General features: G+C 68.6%; 11 protein-coding genes. 9 read left to right on the forward strand and 2 right to left on the reverse strand.

Annotated features, from left to right (window positions below; translation table 11 throughout):
* Window positions 1-151 precede the first annotated feature (151 nt).
* From glf to EYF70_RS16625, 7 genes are all read left to right on the forward strand, one after another.
* Window positions 152-1,306 carry a UDP-galactopyranose mutase gene (glf, locus tag EYF70_RS16595; protein ID WP_131146392.1) on the forward strand — a complete coding sequence of 385 codons (1,155 nt, stop codon included), beginning with the start codon at window positions 152-154 and terminating at the stop codon, window positions 1,304-1,306.
* A gap of 206 nt (window positions 1,307-1,512) precedes the next feature.
* On the forward strand, window positions 1,513-3,612 hold the full coding sequence (locus tag EYF70_RS16600) for a DUF4132 domain-containing protein (protein ID WP_131146393.1): 2,100 nt from the start codon (window positions 1,513-1,515) through the stop codon (window positions 3,610-3,612).
* A 127-nt stretch (window positions 3,613-3,739) separates the two neighbouring features.
* Complete coding sequence (locus EYF70_RS16605) at window positions 3,740-4,189, forward strand: MarR family winged helix-turn-helix transcriptional regulator (protein WP_131146394.1); 450 nt, start codon at window positions 3,740-3,742, stop codon at window positions 4,187-4,189.
* A 6-nt stretch (window positions 4,190-4,195) separates the two neighbouring features.
* Entirely contained in the window at window positions 4,196-6,316 is a 2,121-nt protein-coding gene (locus tag EYF70_RS16610) for an FUSC family protein (protein WP_131146395.1), read from the forward strand.
* Window positions 6,313-6,522: a DUF1656 domain-containing protein gene (locus tag EYF70_RS16615; protein WP_131146396.1), complete on the forward strand. Its 210-nt coding sequence runs from the start codon at window positions 6,313-6,315 to the stop codon at window positions 6,520-6,522. Before EYF70_RS16610 ends, EYF70_RS16615 begins: the two co-directional genes overlap by 4 nt.
* Window positions 6,523-6,533: 11 nt before the next feature.
* Window positions 6,534-7,493, forward strand: a complete 960-nt coding sequence (locus EYF70_RS16620) for an HlyD family secretion protein (RefSeq protein ID WP_131146397.1) — start codon at window positions 6,534-6,536, stop codon at window positions 7,491-7,493.
* Window positions 7,494-7,503: 10 nt separating this feature from the next.
* Window positions 7,504-8,931, forward strand: coding sequence for an efflux transporter outer membrane subunit (locus tag EYF70_RS16625; protein WP_131146398.1), 1,428 nt, complete (start codon window positions 7,504-7,506; stop codon window positions 8,929-8,931).
* A 577-nt stretch (window positions 8,932-9,508) separates the two neighbouring features.
* Here EYF70_RS16625 and EYF70_RS16630 read toward each other — a convergent pair.
* A complete protein-coding gene (locus tag EYF70_RS16630; RefSeq protein WP_131146399.1) occupies window positions 9,509-11,962 on the reverse strand; it encodes a PAS domain-containing sensor histidine kinase in 2,454 nt (817 codons plus the stop codon).
* Window positions 11,963-12,285: 323 nt separating this feature from the next.
* Between EYF70_RS16630 and EYF70_RS16635 the strand changes: the two genes are divergently transcribed.
* A complete protein-coding gene (locus tag EYF70_RS16635; protein ID WP_131146400.1) occupies window positions 12,286-13,947 on the forward strand; it encodes a hypothetical protein in 1,662 nt (553 codons plus the stop codon).
* Between the two features lie 9 nt (window positions 13,948-13,956).
* Window positions 13,957-15,129 carry a hypothetical protein gene (locus EYF70_RS16640; protein WP_131146401.1) on the forward strand — a complete coding sequence of 391 codons (1,173 nt, stop codon included), beginning with the start codon at window positions 13,957-13,959 and terminating at the stop codon, window positions 15,127-15,129.
* 116 nt (window positions 15,130-15,245) lie between these two features.
* Here the strand turns inward: EYF70_RS16640 and EYF70_RS16645 are convergent, their stop codons facing one another.
* Window positions 15,246-17,114 (reverse strand): amidohydrolase family protein, encoded by a 1,869-nt coding sequence (locus EYF70_RS16645; RefSeq protein WP_131146402.1) that lies wholly within the window; start codon window positions 17,112-17,114, stop codon window positions 15,246-15,248.
* Window positions 17,115-17,183: the final 69 nt, after the last annotated feature.

Consider the following 17,183-nt stretch of genomic DNA (forward strand, 5'->3'; position numbering starts at 1 on the left):
AGTTAACCGTGCAACGCTTGTTTTTTTTACATGGTAATCTTTCCACGTCGGGCGGCATCCGGAGTCGCAAGCGACCACGCAGGGCGACCTGCATGATTCAGTTTCCTGGTTGATTCCTTAAATAATTCATTAAATAATTCGAGTGAGCGTGATGACAAAGAACGTAGCTATTGTCGGGGCAGGCTTCTCCGGCGCGGTAATCGCGCACCAGCTCGCGAAAGCGGGCTACCAAGTCGAAGTGTTCGAATCACGATCCCATATCGCGGGCAATTGCCATTCCGAGCGCGATGCAGAAACCAATGTGCTGGTCCATGTGTATGGGCCGCACATCTTCCACACCGATAACGAACGGGTGTGGAAATTCGTCAACGAGTTTTCCCAGTTCATGCCTTACGTGAACCGCGTGAAGGCGATCACGAACAACCGCGTGTTCACGCTGCCGATCAACCTGCTGACGATCAACCAGTTCTTCGACAAGACGTTCCGGCCGGCCGAAGCGCAGGAATTCCTGGCCTCGCTGGGCGACAAGACCATCGAGAACCCGGTCACCTTCGAAGACCAGGCGCTGCGCTTCGTGGGTAGGGAACTGTACGAAGCATTCTTCAAGACCTACACCGTCAAGCAGTGGGGCCTGCAGCCGACCGAGCTGCCGGCCAGCATCCTGAAGCGGCTGCCGGTGCGCTTCAACTACGACGACAACTATTTCAGCCACAAGTACCAGGGCATGCCGAAGGATGGCTACACGGCCATCGTTGAAAAGATCCTCGACGTGCCGGGCATCACCGTGCACCTGAACACGGCCTTCAACCCGGATCAGAAAGGCGACTACGACCACGTGTTCTACAGCGGCCCGATCGACGCCTGGTTCGGCCACCGCGAAGGCCGCCTGCCCTATCGCACGCTGGACTTCGAAGTGCACCGCGACAAGGGCGACTACCAGGGCAACGCGGTGATCAATTATTGCGACAATGCCCAGCGCTACACGCGCATCACGGAGCACAAGCATTTCTCGCCGTGGGAACAGCACGAAGGTACCGTCTGCTACTTCGAGTACAGCCGGCAGTGCGAGGAAAAGGATACGCCGTACTACCCGATCCGCCTGGCGCGCGACAAGGTGCAGCTGGAGAAGTACGTGCGGCTGGCGAACGAGGAACCCAACGTGACCTTCATCGGCCGCCTGGGCACCTACCGCTACCTCGACATGGACGTGACGATCGACGAGGCGCTGAGGACGGCCGACAAGTTCCTCGAATGCGCGTCCGACAAGGCGCAGATGCCGGCATTCGTCATCAATCCGCTGGGCTGACGACCAGGCTGGCAATCCGGCCGTTTCGGTCGATGGCGGCGGCTGGCCTCATGATGGGGCCAGCCGCCGCTAGTCCTTGGGCGCATGCGCGCGACGCGCGTTTTTCCCGCCAACCGGTCAGCGAGAGAGGGTCCCCGTGACAATCCGCGAGAATGTGCGCGGCCCGCTTCCGCCACAATCACGGGTCCACCCGACCGGATCCGCCGATGACCACGTTCGCCGAACTGCACGCCCGCCTTGCCGGCCCCGCCCCCGACCATGAACGCTTCACCGGCCCGCCGCTCGACCTGGAAGGATTGACGCCGGATGAACTGGGCAGGCTTTGGCCCCTGCTGCAGCAGGCCGTGCAGGTGCGGGATGGCGATCCGGCCCGCCGCCAGCAGGCGCTGGACATACTGGAGCGGGCACGCAAGCTTGGCCTGGTGCCGCACCTGGACACCGCCCTGCTGTGCGCCACCCTGCGCGTCATCCCGCCGCGCGACAGGAGCACGCCAGCGACCTGCGACACCGATTTCCACTGGCTCGTCATGCAGGCGGGTTACCTTGCCGTTGCACCCGCGTCCGCCGAGGAAGCGGCCATGCTGGAGGCGCAGCTTGCGCACATGCTGCCGCCTGTCGAATACTGGCCTCGCCTGCGCTACGGCATCCTGGCGATGGCGCGCGTTGCCGGAGCGCGCCGTCTCGCCGCCCGCCTGCTGGACAGCATGCGCGAGCATTACAACGATGGCCTGCCGGCCCGGGAACTGGCCGTGCTGGCCCGGGCGGCACCGGCGGCCCTGATGACACTGGCAGGCGGCGGCCCGTTCTGGTATCGCGGTGGCGACGAGGAAGGCCGGGCCCACCCGTCGGAACCCATGGTCGGCGATCCGGACTATGCGGCATTCGCGCGCGCGGTGCTGGAAGAAGCGGCACAGGTGCTGGAACGGATGCACGCCGGCGAACTCCCCTACAAGGCCGATTACTACGATTCGGACGACGGCCACGTGCTGGCCCTCGCCGCGCGGGTGGGCGCGCTGGGCGACGAGCCCTGGTACCGCGCCGTCATCGGCCGGCTGCTGCCGCTCGCCTGCGTGGCGCCCACGGCCGCGCGCAGCGCGCCCTCGCAGGCCTTGACCATCGCATTGGGTTACCTGACCGAGGCGGTGCCGACGCCCGAAGGCGTGGCTGCCCTGCGCGCGGCCCTGAAAGTGGTGCGCCATGCCGGGCTGGAAAAAAAACTGGCGCGCCACCTGAAACCGGCGGAACGCCGGCTGGCGACCAGGCCGGAAATCGCGCTGCGGCTGACCGGGCTGGAACCGAAGCAGCAGCGCGCCATGCTGGCCGCGCTGCTGGAAGCGTGTTTCAGCCGCCCGGTCGAGCTGCCGTATCGCGAGTGGCGCGAACGCCTGCTCGGCACCGACGCCGCGGCAGCCTTCGCCAGGACACTGGTCTGGCGCGCTGCCGCATCCTTCATGCTCGACCAGAACGACCAGCCGGTCGATGTGCTGGGCCAAGCCGTGCGGATCGCCGGGGATGCCGGCGTCGTCCTGTGGCACCCGGTGGAAGCAGCCGCCGAAGAGCGCGATGCGTGGCGCACGCACTTGCTGCGGCGCGAACTGCGCCAGCCGTTGCGCCAGGTGTTCAGGGAATGCTACGTGCCGCCGCCGGACGCCGATCCGGGCGAGGTCTTTCGCGGCTATGAACTGGACGGCCGGCGCTTGATCGGCATGGCAGGGCGCGATGGCTGGCGCCTGGAATATGAGGGCATGGTGCGCCAGTTCGGCGACATCCGGGCAGTGTTCGGCATCGGCCGGCTGTACCCGGGCTATGCCGGCATCGTCCCCAGCGGACCGATCGCTTTCCTGCGCGGTGCGCAGCAGGTGGCGGCCCGCGACGTACCGCCCCGCGTGTATTCGGAAACCTGCCGCGCCGTCGACCTGCTGGTCAGCGTCTCCACCATCGCGCTCGAGACGGACGACGGCCAGTCGACCTGGGACGAGCGCACCCGGCGCCTGTTCCTGCTGCGCGACCAGGCCGGCATCGATGGCATGCGGCGGCAGGTGCTGGAACGCGTGCTGTCCGCCCAGGTCGCGGCGGGCACGGTGTCGGTGCAGGGTTTTCATGTGCACGTGGGCGATGCCAGGGTCAGCCTGCGCACCGGCAAGGTCTGGCGCGACGGCGCGCAGGTCGAACTGGCCTTGAAGCCGGCCAATAAGCGGGACGCCAAGCGGCTCGGCGCCGTCCCCTGGCTGCCGTATGACGAAGCGTTGCTGGAGCGGGTGGTGCACAGCGTCGGCGCACTGCTGGACGGGGCAGGCAGCCGCTAGCGAAGGCTTCCACCATGCCACTGCCGGCCGCGGTGGCGCACAGCAGCCTGGCCGGCTTGCGCCGATATACTTAGGATGCTAAACTTTCGCATCCTAATCTAACGCCGCCTGATCGAACGCCGCCGCCATGACGCAACTCGACAAGACCCTGATGTCCCTCACCCATACGCTGATCCATGCGGCGCGCGCCTACAAGGCGGCCGCGGACCGGGTGGCCGGCACCTTCGCGCTGTCGCATGCCAGCGGCTGGCCGGTGGTGATGATCGCCCGCCTCGGCGATGGCGTGCGGCCGGGTACGGTGGCCGAGGCGCTCGGCGTCGAACCGCCGTCGCTGGTCCGCATCATCGACCAGCTGGTCGCGGCCGGCCTCGTCACGCGGCAGGACGATCCGGCCGACCGGCGCGCGAAAACGCTGCACCTCACGGCCGAGGGCCGCCACTGCGCCGCGCAGCTGGAGGAATTGCTGCTGCCGTTCCGCCGCGAGCTGTTCGACGGATTGCCGCAAGCCGACGTCGAAGCCTGCGTGCGCGTGCTGGCGCACCTCGATTCCGCCCTGGCGGTGCGCGCGAAGGGCTGAGCGCCGATGCTGCTGAAACTGGCACAGCCGCGCGAGCTGCTGTTCTCCGCCAAGTGCTTCACGGCGTCGATGCTGGCGCTGTACGTGTCGATGGCGGCCGGCCTGCCCCGCCCGTTCTGGGCCATGATGACGGCCTACATCGTCGCCAGCCCGCTGGCCGGCGCCGTGCGCTCGAAGGCGCTGTTCCGCGTGTGCGGCACGCTGGTCGGCTCGGCGGCCACGGTGGCGCTGGTGCCGAACCTGGCCAATGCGCCGGAGCTGCTGTCGCTGGCGCTGGCGTGCTGGGTGGCGGCGTGCCTGTACGTGTCGCTGCTCGACCGCACGCCGCGTTCCTACATCTTCATGCTGGCCGGCTACACGGCCGGCCTGATCGGCTTTCCCTCGGTGGCCGATCCCGCCACCGTGTTCGATACGGCGCTGGCCCGCGTCGAGGAAATCGGCGTCGGCATCCTGTCCGCCACGCTGGTCCACTCGCTGGTATTCCCGCAGGGTGTCGGCCCCGCGCTGCTGGCCCGGCTGGACCGCGCGATCGGCGATGCCCGGCGCTGGATGCTCGACGTGCTCTACGCTGATGCAATTCGGTCCAGCAGCTCTCCCGCCGGATCGTTGCCCGCCAATTCTCCGGGCTCCGCCGGCGACCGGGATACCCATGTGCGCCTGGCCCTGGCGGCCGAGATCAGCGACATGCGCGTGATGTCCACCCACCTGCCGTTCGATACCTCGCACCTGCGCTGGACCGGCGCGATGGTGCATGCGCTGCATGACCGCCTGGCCGTGATGGTGCCGCTGCTGCTGGCCGTCGAGGACCGGCTGCAGGCGCTGGCCGCGACCGGACCGGTGGAACCGGCGTGGCAGGCGATGCTGGACGACGTGGCCGAGTGGATCGCCGAAGGCCGGAGCGCCGACCCGGCGCGCGCGGCGGCCTTGCGGGCGCGGCTCGATGCGCTGGCGCCGCGACTCGGGCCCGATGCCGCGTGGCGCACGATCCTGCAGGTGAACCTCGCCCAGCGGCTAACGGCGCTCGTCACGGCCTGCGAGGAGAGCCTGGAACTGCGCGACAGCATCGACGCCGTGATGCATGGCGCGCCGCCGGCCAGCCCGCCGCACCTGAAACCTTCGGTGCTGCATCGCGACCACGGCATGGCGCTGCGCTCGGCGCTGGCGGCGGCGATCGCGATCCTGGCCTGCTGCGCCTTCTGGATCATGACGGGCTGGCCGGCCGGCGCTGCCGCCCCGATGCTGGCCGGCGTGGCCTGCTGCTTCTTCGCGACGATGGACGATCCGGTCCCGGCCATCACCGGCTTCGTCAAGTACACGCTGTGGTCGGTGCCGGTATCGGCGTTCTACATCCTCGTCGTGCTGCCGGCGGTGCACAGCTATGAAATGCTGGTACTGGCGCTGGCGCCCGTGTTCCTGCTGCTGGGCGTGTACATGGCGCGCCCTGCCACCTACGGCAATGCGCTGACATTCGTGATCGGCATCGCCAGCACCCTGGCGCTGCAGGATACCAACCAGCTCGACATGGCTTCGTTCGCCAACGGCTTGCTGGCGCAGCTGGCCGGCTACATCGCCGCCGCGGTGGTCACCCGCGCGATCCGCACCGTGGATGCGCCGTGGATGGCGCGCCGCATGCTGGCCCGTGCCCGCGCGGAGCTGGTGCAGATGGCCCAGGCGCCGCGCGCGCCGGCGCTGCTGGAAGTGTCGGCGCGCGTGGTCGACCGGGTGGCGCTGCTGATGCCGCGCCTGGCGCTGGCGAAAGCGGCGCCGGAAGTGCGTGCCGCCGCGCTGGAAAACATGCGCGAGCTGCGCGCGGGCCTGCACATCGCCCAGTTGCGGGGCCTGGCGGCGCAGCTGGAACCGCGCGGCGTGCCGCTGGCCGCGCTGCTGGAGCGGCTGGCCGCTCATTTCAGCGGCGTGCGCGCGGCGGAGCTCTCGAACAGTCCCGCGTCGCCTTCCGGCCAGGGCTTGCTGGCGCAGCTCGATGGCACGCTGCGCGCCGTCTGCCGGTCGGCCGGTGACGACGGCGGCAAGGACTGGGCCACGGCGGCGGCGGCGCTGGCCAGCATGCGGCGCGACCTGTTCCCGCGCGCTGCACCTTACGAACCCACTCCCGAGGTCTCCCGATGAGCGCTGAAATCAGCCTGCACGGCCTGTACGTGCCCACCCTGCTCCTGCTGGCGCTGGCCGCGCTGGCCGGCACCCGCGTGCTCGGCAAGCTGCTGCTGCGGCTGGGCTTCTACCGGCTGGTGTGGCATCCCGCGCTGTTCGACTGCGCGCTGTTCGGCATCCTCCTGGGCGGCCTATCCCTTCTGACAACCCGCTTCGGCTACTGAAACACCTGATCATGGCAACTGACTCGACCTTCAAAGCCCCGGCGCTGGCCGTGGCGCGTTTTCTCGTGACACTGGCCGCGCTGGCGGCCGCCGGCGCCCTCGGCTGGCGCCTGTGGCAGCACTACGAGGTGGAACCCTGGACGCGCGATGGCCGCGTGAAGGCCGACGTGGTGCAGGTGGCGCCGGACGTCACCGGCCAGGTCACGAAAGTGCTGGTGCGCGACAACCAGCAGGTGAAGGCGGGCGACGTGCTGTTCGAGATCGACGGCGCGCGCTTCGCGCTGGCGCTACGGCAGGCCGAGGCGGCGGTGCAGGCCCAGCGCGTGGCCCTCGACCAGGCAGCCAGGGATGCGCGCCGCAACGCCGGGCTGGGCGACCTGGTGGCGCAGGAAGTGCGCGAGCAGTCATCGGCCAGGGTCGACGAATTGCGCGCCGCCCTGGCCCAGGCCATCGTCGGCCGCGACGTGGCGAAACTGAACCTGGAACGCACCCGCGTGGTCTCCACCGTGAACGGCACCGTCACGAACCTGGACTTGCGGGCGGGCGGCTACGTGACGGCCGGCCACGCCGTGATGGCGCTGATCGACCGCGATTCGTACTATGTGGAAGGCTATTTCGAGGAAACCAAGCTGGGCGCGATCGGCATCGGCGACCCGGTGCTGGTGACGCCGATGGGCGCCGGCCAGGTCCTGCACGGCCATGTGGAGAGTTTCGCCGGCGGCATCGCGGACCGCGAGCGCAGCACGTCGGCCAACCTGCTGTCGAACGTGAACCCCACCTTCAACTGGGTGCGCCTGGCGCAGCGCATCCCCGTGCGCGTGAAGCTCGATGCGCTGCCGGCCGGCGTCCGCCTGGTGGCCGGGCAGACCGTGACGGTCGATGTTCGCGCAGCCCATGCCGCCGTCCCGGCTCCAGCGCCCGCCACGGCGCGGCCGGCTGCCGCCGGCGGCAATCCCGCCAGGCATTCGTGAGGAGGCCGCCATGCGCCGATTGATCCACCTGCCCCTGTACGCGTCGCTGGCCGTGCTCGCCGCTTGCGGCACCGTCGGCCCCGACTACCGTGTCCCCGAAGAGGCGGCGATACAGCGGCCCGCGGCCGCCGCGCCGTTCGCCAGCGCCGATGAACCGGCATTGCGCGGCGAACCGCTGCCACCCCACTGGTGGCGGCTGTATCGGGATGCTTCGCTCGATGCGCTGGTGGGCAAGGCGTTCGCCGCCAATACCGACCTGCGCGTGGCGGCCGCGAACCTGGCGCGTGCCCGCGCGGTGCAGCAGGAAGCAGCAGGTGCCGCCGACCCGGTCATCGGTGCGACCGGCGCGCCGGCCTATGGCCGCGCCTCGGCGGCGGCGAAGGGCCTGCCGCAGCCGCTGGCGGATGGCTACAGCCACGACGCGGGCATCAGCGTGTCCTACCAGCTCGATTTGTTCGGCAAGATCCGGCGCGGCGTCGAAGCGGCCGGCGCGGACAGCGCGGCGGCCGAAGCGGCGCTCGACCTGGCCCGCGTCACCGTGGCGGCGGACACGGCCCGCGCCTATGTCGATGCCTGCGGCGCGCGCCACCAGCTCGACGTGGCGCGCCGGTCGGTCGAACTGCAGCAGCGTTTCGTGGAAATGACCGGGCGGCGCATCCGTGCCGGGCGCGGCACCGCGCTCGACGAGGCCCGCGCCCGCGCCCAGCTCGAACAATTGCGCGCGGCGATCCCGCCGCTGCTGGCGCAAGGCCGTACCGCGCGGTTCCGGCTGGCCGCGCTGACCGGCCGCGCGCCCGCCGAGATGGCGGACAGCGAGATCGCCTGCACCGCCGTGCCACGGCTGGCGCAGCCGGTACCGGTGGGCGATGGGGCCGCCCTGCTGCGCCGCCGCCCGGACCTGCGCGGTGCCGAACGCAGCCTGGCCGCCGCCACGGCACGTATCGGCGTTGCCACCAGCGAGCTGTATCCCAGCGTGAGCCTGGGACTGTCGGCCGGCAGCTCCGGCGCGCTGGACCGGCTCGGCGCCGGCAATGCCCTGCGCTGGAGCCTGGGCCCGCTGGTGTCATGGACGCTGCCGACACGTGCCGGCCACGCCCGGGTGGCCGAAGCGGAAAGCGCGACGGCGGCCGCGCTGGCGCGCTTCGACGGCCTGGTGCTGAACGCGCTGCGCGAAACGGAAACGGCGATGACCGTCTATGCCCGCGAGCTCGATCGCAATGCCGCGCTGCGCGCCGCGCAGGAGCAAAGCGCGCTGGCGGCGCGGCAGTCGCACCGGCTGTACGAGGCCGGCAAGATCGATTTCCTGGCCGTGCTGGACGCCGACCGCACGCTGGCCGCCGGCGACAGCGCGCTGGCCGCCTCCGATGCGCAGGTCGCCGCCGACCAGGTGGCGCTGTTCCTGGCACTGGGCGGCGGCTGGGAACAGCCCGGCGGCTGAACGGGACCGGGTTTTGCCGCGTGTCGACGGCCCGTACTGCTGAGCGGGACTGGCGCAGTTCGCAAAAGCAGGCGAAAATGCGGTTCGCTCAGTGTTTCTGGGTTGCGGGCGACATGCCACGCAGCCGCAGCGCCCAAAAAAAAGCGGCGGCCGGGAAACCGGACCACCGCGAAGGGAAGCGCGCCATGGGGCAGGCGCTGTCGAAACACTGTGCGAGCTGTCTCGCCAGGGCAAGTGTAGAACGTCTGCCTGGAATATATAAGTCGAACTAATTTGAACGTTGGTTCGGGAAATGCGAAGCGTTCGCATCGCTTGCCTCCTCATTTTGCCATCCTGTCCTGCTGCCCCGACGCTCTTGCTTGTCGGCGCCGCGCCACCCGAACAGGCGCGAACCCGGTACCAGTGCGGGCTCCGCGCGTGCGGCGGGCAAAAAAAATGCCGGCGCTGAGGCCGGCAAAATTCCAATTCTTGGGAAATTGGAGGAGACAGGTGCATCATGCCATCCGGCGCTCCGGTCAGGCCAATTTATATTGGCCATACCAATTATCACGAAATCAGATATCTCTCGGGAAAGTGCTCATGCGGCCTGCGCATGACCGGCGCCGATGGCCGGCAGCGTCACCGTGAAGGTGCTGCCCTGCCCCAGCCCGGCGCTGGACGCGGCCACCGTGCCACCGTGCAGCTGCACCAGGCTCTGCACCAGCGCGAGGCCGATGCCCAGGCCGCCCTGCGAACGGTCCGGCGTACGCTCGGCCTGGGTAAACAGCTCGAACACGTGGGGCAGCACATGGGCGGCGATGCCGACGCCGTTGTCGCACACGGCGATCGTCACGCTGCCCGCCGCCGCCGCTACCGACACGCCGATGCTGCCGCCCGGCGGCGTGTACTTGGCGGCATTGTTCAACAGGTTGGTGACGATCTGCACGAGGCGCACGCGGTCGCCCTTCACCAGCGGCAGCGCGCTGTCCGCGTCCACGGCCAGGGCATGGCCGCGCGCATCGACCAGCGGCCTGACCTGTTCGATGGCGCTCGCCAGCACGGAAGGCAGGTCGACCGTTCCCAGGTCCAGTTCGACCAGCCCGCGCGTGACGCGCGACACGTCGAGCAGGTCGTCGACCAGGCTGGTCATGTGCCGCACCTGCCGCACGATCACTTCGCTCGTCCTTTGCGCACTCGCCGCATCGAGCCGCCCCAGCGACAGCAGGTGCGCGGCGGTGCTGATCGGCGCCAGCGGATTGCGCAGCTCATGCGCCAGCATGGCCAGGAACTCATCCTTGCGCCGCGACTGCGTGCGCAATTCCTCCTCGCCGGTCTTCTTGTCGTGGATGTCGGTCAGCGTGCCCAGCCAGCGGGTGTCCGGTCCGATGGCGTCGGTCGACGGCACCGCGCGGTTCAGCACCCAGCGGAACTGGCCGGAATGGTGCCGCAGCCGGTGCTCGATCTCGAAGCGCCGGCCGGTCGCAAGGCTGGTGTGCCAGGTTTCCTCGAGCAGCGGCAGGTCGTCCGGATGGATGTGCGGGCGCCAGTCCCAGTCCGGCCGGCGCGGCAGCGCTTCGCCGGTGTATTCGAACCACCGCGTGTTCACGTAGTCGTTGTCACCGTCGGCGTCGGCGGCCCAGACGATCTGCGGTATGTCGTCGGCCATCAGCCGGAAGCGCGTCTCGCTGTCCTTCATCGCCCGCTCGGCCGCCACCTGGGCCGAGATATCCATGTTGGCCGCGACGGCGCCTACCGCCACGCCGGCGTCGTTGCGGATGACGGCGGCGCGCACCAGGATGGTCTTGCGCGAGCCGGGTGCGCCGAATGCCTCGATCTCGAAGACGCCGCCGGCGGCTTCTTCGCCATCGAGCACGCGGGAAACCGGCCACTCCGTCACGGCCACGCGGCGGCCCGCATGGGCCGAATCTTCCGGCCACCAGCCGCGCCAGCCGCCGTACTCGTCCACGTCGGCCGGCATCGGATGGTCGCCCCAGATCACGCGGTTGTAGCTGTTGGCCACCAGCAGCCGCCCGCCCATGTCCACGTAGGCGATGCCGACCGGCGCGGCGTCGAGCAGCACGTCGAGCCGGCGCATGCTTTCCGCCGCGCGCTCGGAAGCCTCGGCCGCCAGCCGTTCGCTGGCGATGCGCCGCTGCTCCGCGACCTTGCGCTCGGTGATGTCGACGGCGATACCGGCGAAGCTGCGCCGGCCTGTCGCCATCGCGCCAGTCGGGCCGGTCGGGCCGAACAGCTTGCCGCGCGCATTGACCCATACATCGGCGCCGGATCGCTGCGGAATGCGGTATTCGATGTCGTACAGCGTGCCGGTGGCGATCGCGTGCTCGATGGCGGCCAGCACCGCCGGGCGATCGTCGGGGTGGATCATGCCGGTAAAGCGCGCCAGGTCGGTGCCCGAACGCGCCGCGGCGGCATCGACCTGGAACAGCCGCGCGAAGCGTTCGTCGACGTAGGTGAGCGACGTGTCCAGGTCGACCGACCAGGTGCCGATATTGCCCGACGCTTCCAGCGACAGCGCGAGCCGCTCTTCGGCCTCCTTGTGCCGGGCCAGCGCCAGCACCTTGTCGGTCACCTCGATCACGGTGCACAGCAGGCCGCGCACGATGCCCGACTCGTCGCGCACGGGGCTGAACGAGAAGGTGAACCAGGTCTGCTCCGGCACGCCATTGCGGTACAGGGTGGTGGCGTAGTTCTCGAAGAAGAACGATTCGCCGGCCATCACCCGCGCCACGTAGGGGCCGAGGTCGGACCATACCTCGCTCCACACTTCCTGGTAGGGCAGGCCCAGCGTGCTGTCGGCCCGCTTGCCGAGCATCGGCAGGTAGGCGTCGTTATGGAACAGGTAGTTCGCGTCGCCCCACGCCAGGAAGGTGGGGAACGACGAGCCGAGCACGATACCCAGCGTAGTGCGCAGCGCCGAAGGCCAGTGCGGCAAGGGCCCCAGCGGATGGCCGGACCAGTCGCGCGCGCGGATGCGGGCGCCGGTGGCACCGCCGTTGAGGGTAAAGGCGAGAAGCTGGTCCTGGTCTGTCACGTGGCTGGCCGTTAGCTGGAGAGGCCCGATTCTACTGGATCGCGGCCGCGCGCATGAGGACGGTCACTTGTGCTGCGCGCCGGCGCCAACGTGGCGGCCCTGACCCACGATGAGAAACAGCGCCGCGGGCCACGATTCCTGTTGCCGAGTTCAATTTCCGCAACACCGCGATAAAAAGTCGCTCGCCGTCCGGCCGGGATGGTAGCCTGATTGGTATGCGCCCTTTCGATGCCGCCTGATCGAACGCGCGTGCGCCTCGCGCGCCTTTCGTCCGCGCGCTCGTCCGCGCCCTCGTCCGTACCCAAGTGCGAAAGGGTCGAATCATGTACGAGTCTTCGGTTCCAGTCGCGCGGGTCGACGAAAAATGGCGGCAGTTCTGGCGCTTGCTGACCATCTACGCGGCATCGTTCGTCACGGCCCTGCTGCTGGCCCTGGCCTTCTTCTTCCCGCCCGATCCACATGCCATGCCGCCCGCCCCGCCAGCCGATATCAATGCCCGGCTCGCGCGCATCGAGGCATTGCTGGAACACGGCACTCATGGCAAGCACGACATCGATGCCGTCACGCTGAAGATGATGCTGGTCGGCAGCCTGGCGGTATTATGGTTCAGCGCGTTTTCCGCGGCGAGCGCCTATGGCTTCTGGCGGGAAGAATGCAAGCGGCACGCTTCGCGGTCCCGGGATGCGTCCGATGCCGCACCGCCCGATACCGGGCCGAGCGCCGCCCGCTGGCGCATTCCTGCCGAGTCCATGAAATACGTGCTGGGCGTACCCGCCCTCATCCCCTTGGTGATCTTCACTTTCGCGATGAGCGATGTTTACGAACCGGCGGTCTTCGTCATGGCCCTGGTCGCCATCTACATCGCCGCGGAACATTACGGCGGGCTGGTGGCGACCGAAAACAAGCTCGATGCGACCGGCGAAGACTTGCGCAACCGGGCAAGCGATCTCAGTGAGCTGGTCGGCAGGGTGCTGGATGCCGACGGCCTGGCCTCGTGGCGTACCGAAGTCTATGAGATGTACAGCCGGGCTACGCGGCGCGTCGATGCGGTGATCCGGTACTTCGACATCGATCCGGAGTGGTGGCAATGCGGCCGCGGCCAGAAGCCCTGGGCCCAGTATGGCGCCATCGCCTCGAGCGGGACCGGCACGCTGCTGAGTTCGCTGCTGGCGTGCCAGGCAAAGGTGCAGTTCGTCGGCCACATGCCATTGCCGCTGTTCGACGGCAAGGCGGCATCGGCCAACCAGAAAGGCGTGTTTTTCCGCAATTTCCTCGGGCTCGCCTGGCAGCTCGTGGTGTTCGACATGGTGCGCGAACGCCGTGCCTCGTCTCCGGGCGGACTTGCCGACCCGCCAGGCCTTGACGATACCTGCGATCCCGCCCCCGCCACCGCGCGGCCGCGCTATCTGCGCGTGCGCATCGCCCAGGCGGCCAGCTGGATGCACGTGATCGACCGGAACGTCTTCCAGGTCATCGAGCGTGGCTCGGACGGCAACTCGACGGTGCGCGAACTTACCCGCAGCATGCGCGATCCGAAAGCCCGCCGCACGCTGAGCGGCTGGGCGAGAAGCAATGTCCGCCACTTCGCCCACCGCGGCAGCAGCGCCGAGGAATACGTGTTCAGCACGCTGCGCCACGCGGCGCTGTGTCTCGATGACGGATTCGTCGAACACCAGTCGATCGATCCGCTTGCCCTGGAGCGCCTGCTGAACGGACTGGGGCTGCAGGAATTCATCGAGATGCCGAAGCCCGATTTCCTGCTCAACGCTCGCGTCAACCCCCATCGCGAGCCCGGTCTTGCCGAAGGAGCCGGCGACGCCGCTCACCGGCCGACCGTACTGGACTCGAACATCGCCCGGAAACTGTGCGTCGAGGTGTTTACCGAACTGGTGCACCGTCGCGTGGCGGCGCGCGCAGGCACCCTGCTCGCCTCGCGTTCCCAGAGTGGCCCGCATCTGTGCGATCTTGCCTACGAATCGCTGTGAGCCGCCATCGTGGATAACCTCTTCAGCCTCCACGCGGACCGGGACACGGCCGACTTCTGGCACGACGTGTGCCTCGTCAGCACGGCCGTCCTCGACGTCATCCAGCGCGACCCGGGACCAGCCTGTACCCAGTTCCTGCCGGACGTCTGGAAGAAACTGACCCTGCTGAAGGCGAACCCGGCCGCCCTGGTGCAGCGTATGCTTGCCTGTACGGCACGCCTGACTGCCATGGAACTGACGGGCGAAGACAGCAAGGCGCCGTCGGACCAGCTGGTCGCCTGGCTGCTCGAGACACGGCGCTGCTGCGATCACGAACGGCAGCAGCGCGGCCTGGCGAAGCTGGACTATCCGGACGACTGCCTCGCGGCACGCAGCAACGAAATGCTCATGGAAGGCTTGACGGCGGCCTGGCTGGCCCTGTATTTCCTCGGCTTGCCGTTCGTCCACCCATGGGAACGGGTGCGCCGCCTGTCCGATGACAGCGGCGGGTTTCCATCCGGCGCGTGCGTGACGAAATTCATCGGCGACCTGTATCGCCGTTCGCGGCTGGAAATGGCGGAACACGGCATGAGCGCGGCTGAGCGCGAGCAGGCACAGGTGCTCGTGCTGAGCTACGCGCCCTCGCTGCTGTTGCCCGACCTGCTCGAGCGTGACGAACGCAACCTCAGCCCGCAGTCGGCGCATGTGCTTGGCCGCTGCTATGCCATGTTCCAGTTGCGGCTGTATGCCTCGTCCGGCTATCCATTCACGTATTTCGTTTCCGAACAGGCGTTGCTGCGGCACTGGCAGCACGCGCACGGCGGCTACCCTCCCGACCTCGACAAGGTGCTGGGCAGGATGGCGCAATGGCTTGCCACCAGCTTGCCCGCACCGGCCCGGCACCAGTCAGTGCTGCTGTTCAAGCCGGCGCTGCCATTGGGAATGCCCACCTGCGTGCTGTCCAGCCAGGTCGGCATCTACGTGCTCGACACCACCCAGCATCCGCTGCCGTTTGCCGGCAACCATATCCGCAAGTCGCTGCTGCTGTCCTACCGGGAAAAGCTCACCGACCTGAAGAATAACCATGCATCGTCCGGCCATCTTGGCGAGCGGTCCTGCGTGGAACTGCTCGGCCTCGATGAGCCGCATTTCCGCGACGTCGTGCGCGGCCACCTCAGCGACCCGTACCACCGTCGGCTGTGATGCGCCGATGCCGCGCTGCGCCGCCGGAATAACGCAAAATGTTTCCAAAAAATGGGGACTGTCCCCGAATTTTGAAACAGTGCCGGTGGAGATGGTCGACGACCTGGCTCGGCAGCCTACTGCCGCAGGCTTTTCCTCACATACCCCGGCAGGTTGGGATTGCCCAGCAGCCGTTCGATGAAGCGTTCGTCGTCCACCGCGGTGAGCGGGTCGAGCGCCATCGGGCGGACCGGCGCCTCCGCACGCGGCACGGTTTCCGCGAACGGCGCGGCAAACGGTGCGGAAGCCAGCGAGGAAAACGGCCCGGCAAGCCCGGCGGATCGGGCAGGTCCGAAGCCGGGTCCCAGGTCGTGCCCGTGGCCATCTCCATCGTCGTGGCCATGCCCGCTTCCCTGCTCATTTCCCTGCCCATGTCCATGGCCATGGCCGCCGTCTTCCATTTCGAGCTCCAGCCGCCACTCCGGCCGCGCTTCCGGGGCCGCGTCGCGTGCCATGAACGCGGCATGCGGTGCCGGTGCCGGTGGGGGTGCCGGTGCTGGTGCTGGAGGCGATTGCACCGACTCCTGCGCCAGTTCCGGCAAGTGCGCCAGCCCGTAGGCCAGCTTGTCCACCGCGGCGGCCAGCGTCATGCCGCCCATCGCGTCGTCGCCCTCTTCCACCAGGTCGATGTGGTATTGCTTGCCGCCGATGGTGAATGTCTCGCTGGTCAGCGGATCGCCGGCGGTCAACGCCCCGGCCTCGCCGACACGGATGCGGCCATCGATGAGGATGGCGCGGATCGCCGTTTCCCCCGCGTCGATCAGCGCCGTGTACGGATCGGCATGCGTGCCTTCGATGACCAGCAGGTCGGCGCGCAGGCCCGCGGCCAGCGTGCCGACATGGCCGCCCCAGCCCAGCATCGCTGCCGGCACCGACGTCACCATGCCGACCAGCTCGCGCGGGGTGAACAGGCCGCCCCGTTTGGTGCTGACGGCGCGCGCCACTTTCAGCTCGCCGAGCAGGTTCTTGCAGCCGCTGGGGCTCCAGTCCGCGCCCAGCGCGATGGGCACCCCGCGCCGCTTCGCCGCGGCCACGTCGGCGGTCCTGCCATACAGCAGCAGGTTGCTGGTGGGCGACCACACCATGCCGGCGGTGCGCGCCATCACGTTGAAGTCGCGCGACTTCAGGCCCACGCAATGGATGCAGATCATCGTCTTGCCGACGGCCCAGCTGCCATCGGCCAGGCGCAGGTCGCGGAAGCGCTGGCGCGCCACGCGGTCGGTGCCTTCGCTCAGGTGGTACAGGAACGGCATGCCGGTCGCCAGCGCGGGAACCAGCTTGCTGGCGATTTCATCGGGACGGTAATCCAGCGTCTGGCAGCCGGCCGTGGGCCAGCCGTGTTCACCCGGCTGTTCGACATTGCGCACCAGCCCCTCGAACAGCTTGCGCATGCCGTTCGTCGACGACAGCGACATGCCCTGCGCGGTGGTCACGCCGCCGAACAGGCTGCGGCACTCGGCAAAGCGGATGATCGCACGCGTGTAGTCGACGTCCGGATGCCGGGCCAGCAGGCTGGCCGGCCGCGCCACGTCGGACTGGTAGCTGGCTTCCTCCGTGCGCCACTGGTTGCGGTTGGTGTACCGCTTCGGCACCTGCCACAGCGGCAGCATGTTGTAGGTGAGGTGGTTGTGCAGGTCGATCAGGCCAGGGAAGATCGTGCCGCCCGTGTACACCACCTCGACGTTGCCGAAGCCGGCCGGCGGTGGTTCGCCCGCGGCGAGGATCGCGGCAATCGCGGCGCCGTCGATGCATACGCGGCCTTGCCGCAACACCGCCCGCCCCGCTTCCATCGTGACGATATCGCCCGCCAGGATTTGCCGGCGGTCCGGCTGCCGCGTACTTGCGTGCGTCCTTGTCTGAGTATTTGCCCGCGTACCTGCATGCGCACCCGCCCGCGCACCGCCCGCCGCACCATCCCGCGCCTGGGCGCCCTTGAACTGGATCATCGTTCCCTCCCTCTCGTCACTGCAAGTGCATCGCTGCAAATGCGGCCGAGGATGGCACGGGAAGCGTCC

Source organism: Pseudoduganella albidiflava, assembly GCF_004322755.1.
Classification (GTDB): Bacteria; Pseudomonadota; Gammaproteobacteria; order Burkholderiales; family Burkholderiaceae_D; genus Rugamonas; species Rugamonas albidiflava.

Excerpts from the sequence above, each read along its gene's own strand:
- glf (WP_131146392.1), top strand. The coding sequence starts at position 152 with ATGACAAAGAACGTAGCTATTGTCGGGGCAGGCTTCTCCGGCGCGGTA.
- EYF70_RS16600 (WP_131146393.1), top strand. The coding sequence starts at position 1,513 with ATGACCACGTTCGCCGAACTGCACGCCCGCCTTGCCGGCCCCGCCCCC.
- EYF70_RS16605 (WP_131146394.1), top strand. The coding sequence starts at position 3,740 with ATGACGCAACTCGACAAGACCCTGATGTCCCTCACCCATACGCTGATC.
- EYF70_RS16610 (WP_131146395.1), top strand. The coding sequence starts at position 4,196 with ATGCTGCTGAAACTGGCACAGCCGCGCGAGCTGCTGTTCTCCGCCAAG.
- EYF70_RS16615 (WP_131146396.1), top strand. The coding sequence starts at position 6,313 with ATGAGCGCTGAAATCAGCCTGCACGGCCTGTACGTGCCCACCCTGCTC.
- EYF70_RS16620 (WP_131146397.1), top strand. The coding sequence starts at position 6,534 with ATGGCAACTGACTCGACCTTCAAAGCCCCGGCGCTGGCCGTGGCGCGT.
- EYF70_RS16625 (WP_131146398.1), top strand. The coding sequence starts at position 7,504 with ATGCGCCGATTGATCCACCTGCCCCTGTACGCGTCGCTGGCCGTGCTC.
- EYF70_RS16635 (WP_131146400.1), top strand. The coding sequence starts at position 12,286 with ATGTACGAGTCTTCGGTTCCAGTCGCGCGGGTCGACGAAAAATGGCGG.
- EYF70_RS16645 (WP_131146402.1), bottom strand. The coding sequence starts at position 17,114 with ATGATCCAGTTCAAGGGCGCCCAGGCGCGGGATGGTGCGGCGGGCGGT.